Annotated in this window: 12 protein-coding genes; 5 read left to right on the top strand and 7 right to left on the bottom strand. The window is 66.9% G+C overall.

Annotated features, from left to right (window positions below; all coding sequences use genetic code 11):
• Positions 1-69: 69 nt before the first annotated feature.
• Together K323_RS0101675 and K323_RS23690 are read right to left on the bottom strand one after the other, a co-directional pair.
• Positions 70-1,680, bottom strand: coding sequence for an HD domain-containing phosphohydrolase (locus K323_RS0101675; protein ID WP_022883556.1), 1,611 nt, complete (start codon positions 1,678-1,680; stop codon positions 70-72).
• A gap of 128 nt (positions 1,681-1,808) precedes the next feature.
• The gene (locus tag K323_RS23690; protein ID WP_022883555.1) at positions 1,809-2,777 is read right to left on the bottom strand and encodes an EamA family transporter; all 969 of its coding nucleotides are present in this window, start codon (positions 2,775-2,777) and stop codon (positions 1,809-1,811) included.
• A gap of 211 nt (positions 2,778-2,988) precedes the next feature.
• Between K323_RS23690 and K323_RS0101665 the strand changes: the two genes are divergently transcribed.
• The 3 genes from K323_RS0101665 (at position 2,989) to K323_RS0101655 (ending at position 5,729) form a co-directional block, all read left to right on the top strand.
• The gene (locus K323_RS0101665; RefSeq protein WP_026851093.1) at positions 2,989-3,546 is read left to right on the top strand and encodes a CGNR zinc finger domain-containing protein; all 558 of its coding nucleotides are present in this window, start codon (positions 2,989-2,991) and stop codon (positions 3,544-3,546) included.
• 132 nt (positions 3,547-3,678) lie between these two features.
• Complete coding sequence (locus K323_RS0101660) at positions 3,679-4,521, top strand: NAD-dependent epimerase/dehydratase family protein (RefSeq protein WP_022883553.1); 843 nt, start codon at positions 3,679-3,681, stop codon at positions 4,519-4,521.
• A gap of 248 nt (positions 4,522-4,769) precedes the next feature.
• Entirely contained in the window at positions 4,770-5,729 is a 960-nt protein-coding gene (locus K323_RS0101655; RefSeq protein WP_022883552.1) for an EamA family transporter, read from the top strand.
• Positions 5,730-5,758: 29 nt separating this feature from the next.
• Here K323_RS0101655 and K323_RS0101650 read toward each other — a convergent pair whose 3' ends face one another.
• Positions 5,759-6,361 carry a hypothetical protein gene (locus K323_RS0101650; RefSeq protein WP_022883551.1) on the bottom strand — a complete coding sequence of 201 codons (603 nt, stop codon included), beginning with the start codon at positions 6,359-6,361 and terminating at the stop codon, positions 5,759-5,761.
• Positions 6,362-6,486: 125 nt separating this feature from the next.
• Between K323_RS0101650 and K323_RS0101645 the strand changes: the two genes are divergently transcribed.
• Together K323_RS0101645 and K323_RS0101640 are read left to right on the top strand one after the other, a co-directional pair.
• Positions 6,487-6,864 carry a chorismate mutase gene (locus K323_RS0101645; RefSeq protein ID WP_022883550.1) on the top strand — a complete coding sequence of 126 codons (378 nt, stop codon included), beginning with the start codon at positions 6,487-6,489 and terminating at the stop codon, positions 6,862-6,864.
• Between the two features lie 21 nt (positions 6,865-6,885).
• A complete protein-coding gene (locus K323_RS0101640; RefSeq protein ID WP_022883549.1) occupies positions 6,886-7,833 on the top strand; it encodes an SDR family NAD(P)-dependent oxidoreductase in 948 nt (315 codons plus the stop codon).
• A gap of 85 nt (positions 7,834-7,918) precedes the next feature.
• On the opposite strand, the gene K323_RS23685 is transcribed toward K323_RS0101640, so the two are convergent.
• From K323_RS23685 to purQ, 4 genes are all read right to left on the bottom strand, one after another.
• Complete coding sequence (locus tag K323_RS23685) at positions 7,919-8,899, bottom strand: hypothetical protein (protein ID WP_022883548.1); 981 nt, start codon at positions 8,897-8,899, stop codon at positions 7,919-7,921.
• 146 nt (positions 8,900-9,045) lie between these two features.
• A complete protein-coding gene (gene purL, locus K323_RS0101630) occupies positions 9,046-11,310 on the bottom strand; it encodes a phosphoribosylformylglycinamidine synthase subunit PurL (protein WP_245570899.1) in 2,265 nt (754 codons plus the stop codon).
• 314 nt (positions 11,311-11,624) lie between these two features.
• A complete protein-coding gene (locus tag K323_RS0101625) occupies positions 11,625-12,086 on the bottom strand; it encodes a DUF3817 domain-containing protein (protein WP_022883546.1) in 462 nt (153 codons plus the stop codon).
• Positions 12,087-12,299: 213 nt separating this feature from the next.
• Positions 12,300-12,998 (bottom strand): phosphoribosylformylglycinamidine synthase subunit PurQ, encoded by a 699-nt coding sequence (purQ, locus tag K323_RS0101620; RefSeq protein WP_022883545.1) that lies wholly within the window; start codon positions 12,996-12,998, stop codon positions 12,300-12,302.
• Positions 12,999-13,004: the final 6 nt, after the last annotated feature.

Genomic DNA, 13,004 nt, shown 5'->3' with positions numbered 1-13,004 from the left:
TGCGCGAGCGGGAATGAAACGGCATGAGGCATCCGCCTCATTTATCGAGGGCAGCGCCCGTTGACCGATTCAGGGCAGAGCGGATGCGTCGTCGACGTTTCCGACGATGCCGTGCTGCAGGGCGAAGAGCGCTGCGCCGGTGCGATTGGTGACGGCGAGTTTCGCGTAGATGTGCTCAAGGTGATTTCGGGCGGTCTTCTCCGAGATGACGAGATCCGCGGCGATCTGGCGGCTCGAGAATCCGCGCACGATCAGCCGGAGTACATCGACCTCTCGACTGGTCAGCCCGGCGGGCCCGGCCGGCCGTCGCGAGCGTCGGTGACCGGCGGCGTCGAGCACGGCTTCCACTGCGGACCCGTCGAGGCGGAGAGCGACCACTTCGTTTCGAAGCCTGGCGGCGGCCTCCGCCATTGACGATGGCTCCCGATGTGGCCGGGGTTCGGTCGAGGCGCGGTAGCTGTCAGCGGCCGCAAGTATCCGGGATGTTACGCCGAGGCCCTCTGCGGATACCCCGCGCGAATACCCTGATCCGTCGAGACGCTCGTGATGCGCTCCGGCGAGTGCAGCGATCGGGCGAAGGGCTGGCACGCGGCCCAGGATTCTCTCCGTCAGATAGGGGTGCAGATGCACCCGTTCCTGCTCTGCGGTGGTCAGCGGTGTCGTTTTGTCCCAGATCGCGTTCGACACGCCCATCCGGCCGAGGTCGTGCACCAGTCCGGCCAGCCGGAGTCGGCGTTGTTCAGCCGCGGGCAGCCCGGCGTTCTGCCCGGCGGCTTCGGCCAGGGCTGCCACGGCGCGAGAGTGCCCGATCGTGAAGGGGGACTTGAGATCGGCGAAGTCCCCCATTGCGGTGAGCACACGATCGAGCTCGGAATCGTCGAGCACCTGATCCTCCGGCGCAGAGGCGAGCGCAGTTGACCATGCGTCTTCCTCGGCCAGCCCTCGGCACAGTTCCGGTGCGGAGTCGCAGAAGGCGTCGGCGATCTCCGGGTCGAAGTGGGTGCCGCGGCGCTGCCGAACCATCTTCATTGCGGCCTCCGGCCCGCCATCTCGAAGGTATGTTTCTGCTGTGTCACACAGATGAACGATGCGCATCTCCACGGGGATCTCCGGGCCATGCGCACCGTTTGGCAGCCCGGCGCCGTCCCAGCGCTCGAAGGTGAAGCCCAGCAAGCGCCCCACTTCGTCGTCGACGCCGAGACGGCCGGCCAGCGCGCCGGCCGAGACACAGTGCGAGACGATCACGTCATGCAGTGTGCTGCGTCCTGTCACGAGGAACGCTGCGGTGCGCACGCCACGAACGAGCGGCGGTTTCCCGGAGGCGACTTTTCTCAGCATCAGCCCCATCAGTGCCGCGCCATGCATGTCGACACGATACGTCGCGGCACGAAACCCGATGTCATCGCCGAAGACGGCGGCCAGCTCCGGAGAGTCTGCGTGGCAGCCGATCCAGGCGAGAAGTGTCGCGTAGAAGACCCGGTCGCGGTGCTCTCGCCCGAGTCCGAGCTGCTCGGTCAGGCGCATGCCCAGCGTGCACGATCGCAGCATGTGTTCCAAGGGTTGGCCAAGCCCGAGGTCGATCGCCAGTGACGTCGCTGCCAGGAGCTCAACGCGCCTCGGCATCAGCGGCGCTTGAAGGCCGTCGTTGTGACCGCCCTGGTCCCGGGTGTTGTGCGCCATAGCGCCCACCTCCAGTGCCAGTATCCGCCGGGTGGACGCCGGTGTCGACAGCAGCCGCCGTCGCCGCACGCGGACGGGGTGCGGGGGTGCGCGGGGCGAGCGCGGGCGAGCAGGCGACCGGGAGCTGGCTAGAGCGACGCCTGGTTGCGGTCGGCGCGCACCAGCACAACGCCGGCGACGATGCCGAGACCGCCGAGTAGCTGGATGAACGTCGGCAGCTCGGCGAGGAGGAGCCACGACGCCAGCACAGCGAACATCACCTCGGTGAGCCCCACGAACGAGGCGATCCGCGAGCCGAGCTTGCCCGCTGCGACGATGCCGGAGATGTAAGCGAACACGGTCGGCACCAGGATGAGGAACAGCACCGGCCAGATCCAGTGCGTCTCCCAGCCGACGATCGTCACCGGCTGATCGGAGAAGCGCATCGGGAGGAGCCCGACGAGTCCAAGCAGCCCGATGGTGACGGCGCCGGTGACAAACCCGCCCGACGCCAGGATGATCGGGGGAAGCTCGTCGTCAACGCGTGCAGACAGCACGAAGTAACCGGCCAGGCAGACGGCAGCCGTCAGCGCCCACAGCACACCAGGAACACTGATCGACACCTCGCCGATGATGCCAAGCACCAGCACCATTCCGATCATTGCGAGAACGGCCCCACCGATCGTGAGCCATCCGGGGCGTCGGCGCCGGATGATCCACACGGCGAGCACGAGCAGCACCGGCGCGAGATACTCGATGAGGAGCGCGACCCCCACGGTGAGGGTCTGCACGGCATTGAAGAACGACACCTGCGCACCGGCGATCGCAATCACGCCGTAGGCCACCAGCATCCGGCCCTTGCGGAACAGCAGCGACCAGCGGCCGCGCAGCATCAGGATGCTGGGAATGAGCATCACAAGCGCCGCGCCGCCCACGCGCACCAGCACGGCGGCGCCCGGCGACCATCCGGCTTCCATCAACGCCTTGGCGAACGGGCCGGACAGGCCGAACATCGCTGCTGAGAGCAGGGCGATCAGGATGCCGGCTCCCGCGCCCGACTGCGCGGCCCGGGTCGGCACGGCGATCGACCCGGTGCTCGCGAGGGACGGTTCGGTCACGGTAGGCCTTTCGGGCATCGTCGGTGGTGCGTTGGCGCGGTGGTCCGGTGGTGGGGTGTTGCGAGTGAGTGGTGTTCACGCGTTTCGGGGAGTGGCTCTGGCGGCAGCCGGGTCAGCAGGCCGCGTCAGTACCAGTGTCAGGAGTCAAACGACGTTATACTCATGACATCCGTCAGTATCACAGTAGACCTGAACGAGGACAGGAGTCAACATCCTCTTTGCTCATGACACCGAGGTGTCTCTCCAATCAACCGCAGCGCTCGTGAATACGGTTCCAGGTGCTTCTCATTCCGGTGAGGACGAGCTCGCGACGCCCGGGCAGTTGGCGGGTCTCCTGGACCTGTGGGAATTCACCGGGCGCCGTGATGGCGACGATGCCGAACTCGAGGCCATCCGCGAACTTCGAGGCAGACTTCGCCGCCTGTGGACGGCAACAGAAGTCGACGTCGTCGCTGAGGTCAACGACATGCTGGAGGAAGCGCACGCCATGCCCCAGCTCGTCAGACACGACGCCTGGGACTGGCACCTGCACGCGACATCCGCCGACTCGGCGCTCGTCAGTCGAATAGCGGTCGAATCCTCAATGGCAATCGTCGATCTGGTGAGGTCAGGCGAACTCTCGCGCCTCGGGCTCTGTGCCGCAGACGACTGCGATGGTGTGCTCGTCGATCTCTCCCGCAACCGCTCCAAGCGGTTCTGTGACACCGGCAACTGCGGCAATCGCGTGCATGTCGCCGCCTACCGGGCCCGACTGGCCGACCGCGACTGAGCTCGGAGCGGGCGGCTCAGCCGCTGTCAATCCGTCGACGCCGGTGACGGATGCCGCCCGTCGCGTTTGCAGAATCGCCCCATTGCCGCAGCCCAGCTGCCTCCGTAGGGTGGCATACGGAGGGAGGATGCCATGCGAATTCTGATTGCCGGGGCAGCGGGGGTGCTCGGTTCCGGCGTTGCGCGGGCGCTGGCGGCAGAGGGGTACGAGGTCGTCGGCACAACGAGGAAGCCCCACCGATTCGCCGAGATCGAGCGCTCGGGTGCGCGGGCCGTGCTGATGGATGCCCTCGACGCGGCATCCGTTCAGGCGGCGGTTCGTGAGGCGGCACCCGACGCGATCATTCATGAGCTGACCGACCTGGCCGATGCCGACTTCGCCGGCAATGCCCGGGTTCGGGTGGAAGGCACCAAGAACCTGGTCGATGCTGCACTCGCGAACGACGTCCCGACCATGGTCGCGCAGAGCATCGCCTGGGCCTACGAGCCCAGCGATGACTTCGCCGACGAATCGGTGTCACTCGCCACGGACCCGGAGACCGGCGAGCCGGCATTCCCCGCGATCAACGCGCTGGAACGCGAGGTGAGGCGGATGCCGCGGGGCGTCGTCCTGCGGCTCGGACTGCTTTACGGACCGGGCACCTGGTACGCCAGCGACGGCGCGATCGCCGACCAGGCCAGGCTCGGAACGGTCGTCGCCACCACGGCGTGGACGAGCTTTCTGCATGTCGACGACGCGGTGAGCGCAACTGTTCTGGCGCTGGACTGGCCGGCCGGACCGGTGAACATCGTCGACGACGAGCCGACCCATGTCGGCGAATGGGCGCCGGCGTACATCTACGCGGTCGGCGGCCTGTCGATCGCTTCGATCACCGCTCGCGGCGAGGGCAGGAGCGCCGACAATGCACTCGCGCGTTCCCGCGGATGGGTGCCGGCGCATCCGAGCTGGCGTACCTCACTGATCCCGCTCGAGTAGTCCTGCGCTCTGCGCTCTCCGCCCGCCGCCTTCCCCCCGCTGCTTTCTCGCCCAGAATCGCCCCTCGCGCCGACCATCGCCGTTCCGGCGGCGATTCTGGGCCGAAACAGCGATTCTCGGCGCAAGCCCGGGCGCACGCGCACGCGCACGCACAGACAGCGGATGTCGGCTGCCATACTTTCGGCGGATTACGGACATCGTGTTGGGCAGGCGACCAGCGTGTCGGCGGCGGGCGGTACTGTCGACAAGTGAACGAGATTCCTCCCGCGCGAAAGACCTTTGTCACCCTTCAGTTCCTCGGGATGGGCGTGGTCTGGGGTGCGAGCTTTCTGTTCATGAAAGTGGCGCTGGAAGGGGTCGAATTCGGCCAGATCGCCTGGTCGAGACTTATTCTCGGCGGTCTGACGCTCGGGCTGATCGTGCTGATCACGAGGCCGCGCATCGGCGGCGGCCCGGTGCTGCCTCGCGAGAAGATCGTCTGGGCGCACTTCCTGGTGATCGCAATCACCGGATGCGTCATCCCTCACCTCCTGTTTGCCTGGGCTGAGCAGTACGTGTCGTCAAGCCTCGCCAGCATCTACAACGCGGCGACCCCGATCATGACGGCAATCATGGCGACCCTCGCCTTCCGAGTCGAAAGGCTCGCACGCGGCCAAATGGTCGGAGTCGCGATCGGCATCGTCGGTGTGCTGATCATCATCGCGCCGTGGCAGTACTCGGCGCTGACCGGCGACCTCTGGGGTCAGCTCGCCTGCCTCGGCGCGGCGACCTGCTACGGCTTCACCTTCGGTTACACCCGAAAGTTCCTGAGTGGCCGGCCGATCGCGGGCACAACGTTCGCCTTCCTGAACATCGGCATCGCCGGGGCGATCATGCTCCTGCTCACCCCGGTTCTCGCCTGGCACCCGGTGGCATTGACGTGGCCGATCGTGTTGAGCCTGCTCGCCCTCGGCGCTGTCGGAACCGGTTTCGCCTACATCTGGAACATCAATGTTCTGCGCGCCTGGGGCCCGACCAACGCCTCGACGGTCACCTATGTGACTCCGGTCGTCGGGGTCCTGCTTGGGGTGCTCGTGCTCTCCGAAACACTGTCCTGGCACGAGCCGCTTGGCGCAGCCCTCGTACTGTTCGGCATCCTGCTCACCCAACAGCGCCTGCGGATGCGGCGCCGGCTGGCCGCCGTGCGCGAACCGGTGCGGGCAGGCTGACGCGAACGGCCCAGCCGTTCACCTTGCGCTCACCCTCGTGTCAGCGCGCCGATGCCCCAGGCCACAGGCGCCAGGTACAGGATGATCGGCGGGCTGTCCCTGGTGACGGCAAGCAGCCCGAGCGAGAGGACGCCGAGAGCGATCGCCACCCATCCCGTCCAGGCCGGGAGGAGACCCCAGAGCAGGGTGGCGATTCCGATTCCGAGAACTGCCAGTCCCAGGAACGCCGCGGCGATGAGCCAGAGCGTCGCCGCCCACTCGGCAATGGGGCCGTACCAGGTGGGCGGATCGCTTGCGTGCTCGCGCGCCACGGTGACCGTCACGCTGAGCCGGAAGGCCAGGTTGGCCGCCCAGAGTGCAGTGCCGACACCGAAAACGACGACGGATGCCGTGGCCAAGTGCGAGGCTGCGCCCGTGGCGCTGCCGAAGAGAAGGGCGGTGCCGACCAGCCCGACGATCGCGCTCGCCAGGAAGAGGAGGCCATCCAGCCGCCAGGCGACGAGGTTGTCGTGGATGACGTCGAGCGATCCGCGTCCACGCGCCATCCACACCGGGTAAAGCTGCGGCAGCAGCGCGGCGACGAGAGCTGTCGCACCGCTGAACAGGAGGAGTGCCGCTGTCGCAATTCTCATGGCAGTTCGCCTCGTGTCAGGTCGCCCGGATGTGATCCGTGAACAGCATTGTAGACCCACTGCCGAAGGCAGGGAATCGGTTGGTGCGGTTGGGCGTCGAACGGTCACTGCATTATCGTCGGACTATGGCCGCAGACTCCGAACCCACCCCCGACGGCTCCACCGTCGCAGACCAGAGCGTGCTCGATGAGCTGTCCGGCATCCGGCAGAGCATCGACAACATCGATGCGGCACTGGTGCACCTGCTCGCTGAGCGGTTCAAGTTCACCCAGCAGGTCGGGCGGCTCAAGGCGGCGCACGGTCTGCCTCCCGCCGACCCGGAGCGGGAGCGCCTCCAGATCCAGAGGCTGCGCAGCCTCGCGGAGGGCGCGCACCTCGACCCGGCCTTTGCCGAGAAGTGGTTCAATTTCGTCGTCGCAGAGGTGATCCATCACCACGTGAAACTCGCGGGCAGCGACGTTGCACCCACGTCCACGGCGTCACTGCCGGAATCACCGGCTTGATGCCCAGGCCGACATCGTGAAATGAGCGACATCGTGAACTGGAACCCCTACGCCGTACCGCTGCAGGCAGGCAAGACGTTCGTCGTCACCGGCGCGAACGCCGGCCTCGGCTACTTCTCCAGTGAACAGCTTGCCCGCGCAGGCGCGCATGTTGTGCTCGCCTGTCGCAACCCGGTGAAGACGGATGCCGCACTCGCCGCGATCCGCAGGCGCGTGCCGGGCGCATCCGTTTCTGGCCTGCATCTTGACGTTGCCAACCTGCAATCGGTGCGTACCGCCGCCGATGCGCTGCTCGAGATGCCGCGCATCGACGGGCTCATCCTGAACGCGGGAATCGTGCACCCGCCGCGCGATCGAGAGGTCAGCGCTGACGGCAACGAACTGGTGCTCGCGACGAACTATCTCGGCCATTTCGCGCTCACCGCTCACCTGCTGCCCACCCTGCATGCAACGCCCGGCAGCCGGGTCGTCGCGCTCGGCTCGATGATCTCGCGAATACTTGACTCGTCCCTCGAGAACCTGCAGCTCGAGACGGGTTACGACCGGTGGAAGGCGTATGCGCAGTCGAAGATCGCGTCGCAGGTGTTCGGGTTCGAGCTCAATCGGCGTCTCCTCGCGGCCGGCATCGGTGGGGCAGGCGGCGTGCAGGCCATGGTGGTGCAGCCCGGATATTCGATCTCAGGGGTGACCGTCGGCATCCGTGGGGTCAACCAGCCGACCCGCGGCAAGCGATTCGTCGACAATCTGCAGGGCAGCGTCATGGCCCAGAGCAAGGAGCGGGGAGCCTGGCCGTCCGTGCGGGCTGCGACAGACACGGATGCCGTCGGTGGGCAGTACTACGGCCCGCGTTGGTTGACGCGCGGCCTTCCCGTCGTGCAACGGCCGACCCGCACGTCGCTCGATCGCGCTGTCGCGGCACGCCTCTGGGCCCGCTCGGAGGGCCTCACGGGCGTTCCCTTCCCCGTCTAGCTCCGGCACCGAACTCCACCCGTGCGCCCCATGTGCCGCTTTGAGTGCTCGCGAGGCGACACTTGGAGCGCACGCGCGATCATGTTCAGCTCGGCGGATGCCAACCACGTTCGATGAGAGCCCGCCGGATGCGGCCCTCGATCTCATTCTTACGCGGGCCGAGGTGGCTCTTGTTGTAGCGGATGACCCGCCAGTTCTCCTCCATGAGTGCATCGAGCCGATCAACATCGCGGTGAAACTGCTTCTCGTCTTCTCGGTGGCCCTCGCCGTCATACTCCGTGAGGACCTTATAGCGCCGATACAGCAGGTCTCCCCAGGCCAGAAACTCTCCGAAGCGCCCCAGAATCTCGCCGTTCACCTCCGGCTCCGGCAGTCCTGCACGCAGGATGATCAACCGGAGCACGGTCTCCCGCGGTGAGTCGGTGCATGGCCGAACGTGACGGAACGCCTCTCGCAGAAGACGGGCCCCTGGGCGTCCGGCCTGGCGACCCACGGCATCCTCGAGCTCCGCCATGGTGGCAGGCGGGCGCTGTCTGCACACGAGTGCGTCGCCCATGATGATCAGCTCGTCAAGCGTGAGTGTCGTGCAGAGCTGGCGCCAGGTGTCGACAACGGATGCGACGGGCAGTCCGCCGACGTCGACGACCGTCACTGAATCGGCCGGGATCAGGTGGCCGCGCACCTTCGTCCCTGTGCGCCGGCGCGTTCGCACCGACGTCGCCGCGTCGATCATGGAGTACTCCCGGAGCCGGTTCGGAAGAGGCAGGCCATGGAGGAAGGCGGCCGTGAGATGGCTGAAGTACTGGTCGCCTGGCATCCGTACCGCGTATTCGCGGGCCAGGGCATCGGAGGCTGCGTAGGCGCGTACCCAGAGTGCCTTCAGGGACTCGTGCCTGCCAGGGATGCCCGGCTCCACGGCCGGGCGCGCCTGGGCGCGAACCCCTCGAAACGATTGGCGGAGGTCACTGCGCCGAAGTCGTCCGCGATTGACTCCCTGGGCTTGCGCGGATTGCACATCGAACGGACCGTCGCGGAGCGCTTCGGGTAGATCGGCTGGGCGGGTCATCGCTCGATAATGGCACCGCCTACCGCCACCACGCGGAAGTTATCCACAGCCCCGGCTGCCCGGTCTCGCCCGTGCGCCCGTTGTGCCGCCCTCCGTCAGCGTGAGGCGGCACAACGGGCGCACGCGTGAAGTAAGTCGCGGCGGCGTCAGTTGGCGAAGGCGGCGGGTAGCGTCGAACGGTGCCGGGCCGCCAGTTCATCGAGTGTAACCGTGAACTGGTCCTGCACCTCGATGCCGGGCGCCGTCGCATCCGTCACGCCGATGCGCAGCACCGGGTAGTCGCGCCCCTCGCAGAGCCCGCGGAACTTCACGTCGTCCTCGCGTGGCACGGTCACGATCACGCGACCGGTCGACTCGGAGAACAGGGCGACGGATGTGTCGATGCCGTCACGCTCGACGATGTCGCCGAGCCACACCCGGGCTCCGACGCCGAACCGCAGTACCGCTTCGGCAAGCGCCTGCGCCAGGCCGCCCTCGCTGAGGTCGTGCGCGCTGTCGATCAGTGCTTCCTGCGACGCGGCGTGCAGCAACCCGGCCAGTGCCTTCTCGCGACCGAGGTCGACCGACGGCGGACGCCCGCCGAGGTGGTCGTGGATGACGCCGGCCCAGGCGGAACCGTCGAGCTCCTCGCGGGTGATGCCGAGCAGGTAGATGTTGTGGCCGTCGTCCTGCCAGCCGCTCGGCACGCGCTTGGCGACGTTGTCGATCACGCCGAGCACGGCGATGACCGGCGTCGGGTGGATCGGCACATCGCCGGTCTGGTTATAGAACGAGACGTTGCCGCCGGTGACCGGGATCTCAAGCTCGAGGCATCCGTCTGACAGCCCTTCGACGGTCTGGCCGAACTGCCACATGACCTCTGGATTCTCGGGCGAGCCGAAGTTCAGGCAGTCGCTGACGCCGGCGGGCACGGCGCCGGTTGCGGCGACATTGCGGTACGCCTCGGCGAGGGCCAGCTGTGCACCGCGGTACGGGTCGAGCTGGCAGTAGCGGCCGTTGGCGTCCGTCGCGATAGCGAAGCCGAGCCCTGACTCCTCGTCGACGCGGATCATCCCGCCGTCGTCTGGAGTCGACAGGGCGGTGTTGCCCATCACGTAGCGGTCGTACTGATCGGTGATCCAGCTCGGGTCTGCCAGGTTCGGCGAGCCGAGAAGTGTCAGAAATTGCAAGCGCAGCGTGTCGGCATCCGTCGGCCGAGGCAATGCGGATGCCGAGTCGGCCTGCAGCGCGTCGATCCAGGTCGGGTAGGTGACGGGTCGGTCGTAGACGGGCCCGTCGACCGCGACGGTGCGCGGGTCGACGTTGACGATCTCCTCGCCGTGCCAGTCGATGATGAGTCGGCCGGTGTCTGTGACCTCGCCGAGCACGCTGGTCTCGACGTCCCATTTGGCGGTGACCGCGAGGAAGCCCTCGAGCTTCTCCGGCGCGACGACCGCCATCATCCGTTCCTGGCTCTCCGACATCAGGATCTCTTCGGCGGTGAGCGACGGGTCGCGCAGCAGCACCTTCTCGAGCTCGATGAACATTCCGCCGTCGCCGTTCGAGGCCAGCTCGCTGGTCGCGCAGGAGATGCCGGCGGCGCCCAGGTCCTGGATGCCCTCGACGAGCTTCTCGCGGTACAGCTCGAGGCAGCACTCGATGAGCACCTTCTCGGCGAACGGGTCGCCGACCTGCACGGCCGGGCGTTTCGTCGGGCCGCCTTCTGAGAAGGTGTCAGAGGCGAGAATGGATGCCCCGCCGATGCCGTCTCCGCCGGTGCGCGCGCCGAAGAGCACGACCTTGTTGCCGGCGCCGGTGGCGTTGGCCAGGTGCAGGTCTTCGTGGCGGAGCACGCCGACAGAGAGCGCGTTGACGAGCGGGTTGGCCTGGTAGACGGAGTCGAATACGGTCTCTCCGCCGATGTTCGGCAGGCCGAGGCAGTTGCCGTAGAACGAGATGCCGGAGACGACGCCGTGCACGACCCGGGCGGTGTCGGGGTCATCGATGGCGCCGAAGCGGAGTGCGTCCATCACGGCGACCGGTCTGGCGCCCATGGAGATGATGTCGCGCACGATGCCGCCGACGCCGGTCGCAGCGCCCTGGAACGGCTCGATGTACGACGGGTGGTTGTGCGACTCGATCTTGAACGTCACGGCCCAGCCCTCGCCGACGTCGAGCACGCCGGCGTTCTCGCCCATGCCGACCATGAGGTTCTTCTTCATGGCTGGAGTGACCTTCTGGCCGAACTGGCGCAGGTAGTTCTTCGAGCTCTTGTACGAGCAGTGCTCGCTCCACATCACCGAGTACATGGCGAGTTCGCCGCTGGTCGGGCGCCGTCCGAGAATCTCGCGGATGCTCGCGTACTCGTCGTCCTTGAGCCCGAGCGCGCCGTAGGGCTGTTCTTTCTCCGGAGTGGCGATCGCATTGGTCACGGTGTCGGCGACGCCGCGACCTGCACTCGTCGAGACAGCGCTCGTGGAAACACTGGGGGATGCAGCGGTGTCGGTCACAGGGAAATGCTCCTTGAAGAAACGGATGCCGGGGGTCGTTTCAGTCTACTTCGGCCGGTTGGCCGACACTCCCGCCATGCCCGCAACGCTTCGGCATGCATGACTCCTGCACACGTGCGGCAGGAGCACATGGTCACCCGGAATTACGCGGCCGCATGTGCCGGAGTCCGGCGGATTGCAGGAGTCACGCCACCGAGGTCGCTCACCGAGGTCGTTGGCACGGGCGAGGAGCGGCGCTACTTCCAGCCGCCGGGAGGGCCGACGATCAGCAGCACCGTCATGATCACAACGATGCCGACGACGAACAGGGTGATCAGGATCGCGGGGTGGTTCAGGAACCAGCGGAGCAGTCGCGACACCCAGGTGTGATCGCGCGGGTCATCCGTGGCGGTCTTGCGCCAGACCCCCTCGAGCTGACGATTGCGGTCGAGCCAGATGTCGAAGGGGATCGTCGCGTACGGCACGATCGCGGTGATCACGGCGAACACGATGAGTTTGACGCTCCAGCGCTGGTTCACACCGACCAACACCGCCGTCATCGCATAGGTGATGAACACAAAACCGTGGATGGACCCACCGATCAGCACCGGCAGGCTACCGGCGTTGCCGACGTACTTGAGCAGCATCCCCGTGATGAGGAGGGTCCAGGTCACCGCTTCAGCGATGGCGACGGTTCGGTAGAACAAGCGGGGAGACACGGGGGCAACACTCCAGACATGGCGGTAGCCGGGCAGGCCGGCTGGGGGACTCCTCCATCGTGTCAGGCTCGGCTGGGCGACGCATGGTCCGAAAGTTTGAACCAGAACTGAAGGTTTGTCGCCGTTTCCTCCCCGCATCGCTGGAGGAGCGGCGATTCTCGGCGCGAAGTGCGACTCTGGGCGGCTACCGAGGGGGTGCGGGCGGCTACGGACCTACGCGCCGACGAGGGAGCGCTCGATGACGGACGCGAAGAACGTCAGCCCATCGATGCCGGAGCGCATGGCAGCGGGGGTATCAGGACCGAAGCCAGGCTCGACCGCGTGCTCGGGGTGCGGCATCAGGCCGACCACGTTGCCGCGAGCATTCGAGACCCCCGCGATGTCGTTCAGCGAGCCGTTCGGGTTGACGTCCAGGTAGCGGAACACCACCTGGCCCTCACCCTCAAGCCGGGCCAGCGTCTCGGCGGATGCGATGAAGCCGCCCTCGCCGTTCTTCAGCGGAATGGTGATCTCCTGACCGGTGGAAAATCCGCCGGTCCACGCGGTCGACGTGCTCTCCACCCGCAACCGCTGGTCGCGACAAATGAACGTGCCGCTGTCATTGCGGATCAGCCCGCCGTCAACGAGATGGGCTTCTGCCAGCATCTGGAATCCGTTGCAGATGCCGAGCACCGGCATCCCCTTGTTCGCCGCGTCGATGACCTCGGTCATGATCGGTGAGAGGCTGGCGATCGCACCGCAGCGCAGGTAGTCGCCGTAGCTGAACCCGCCGGGAAGAACGAGTGCGTCGACACCGTGCAGGTCGTGGTCGCCATGCCAGAGTGCGACCGGTTCTGCCCCGGCGATACGAATGGCGCGCTGCGCGTCGCGGTCGTCAAGCGAACCGGGGAAGGTGACAACACCGATGCGCATCAGTGC

The organism is Glaciibacter superstes DSM 21135, from assembly GCF_000421145.1.
GTDB lineage: Bacteria > Actinomycetota > Actinomycetes > Actinomycetales > Microbacteriaceae > Cryobacterium > Cryobacterium superstes.
Note: the sequence above shows the minus strand (reverse complement) of the source record. Positions and strands in the feature narration are given on the sequence as shown.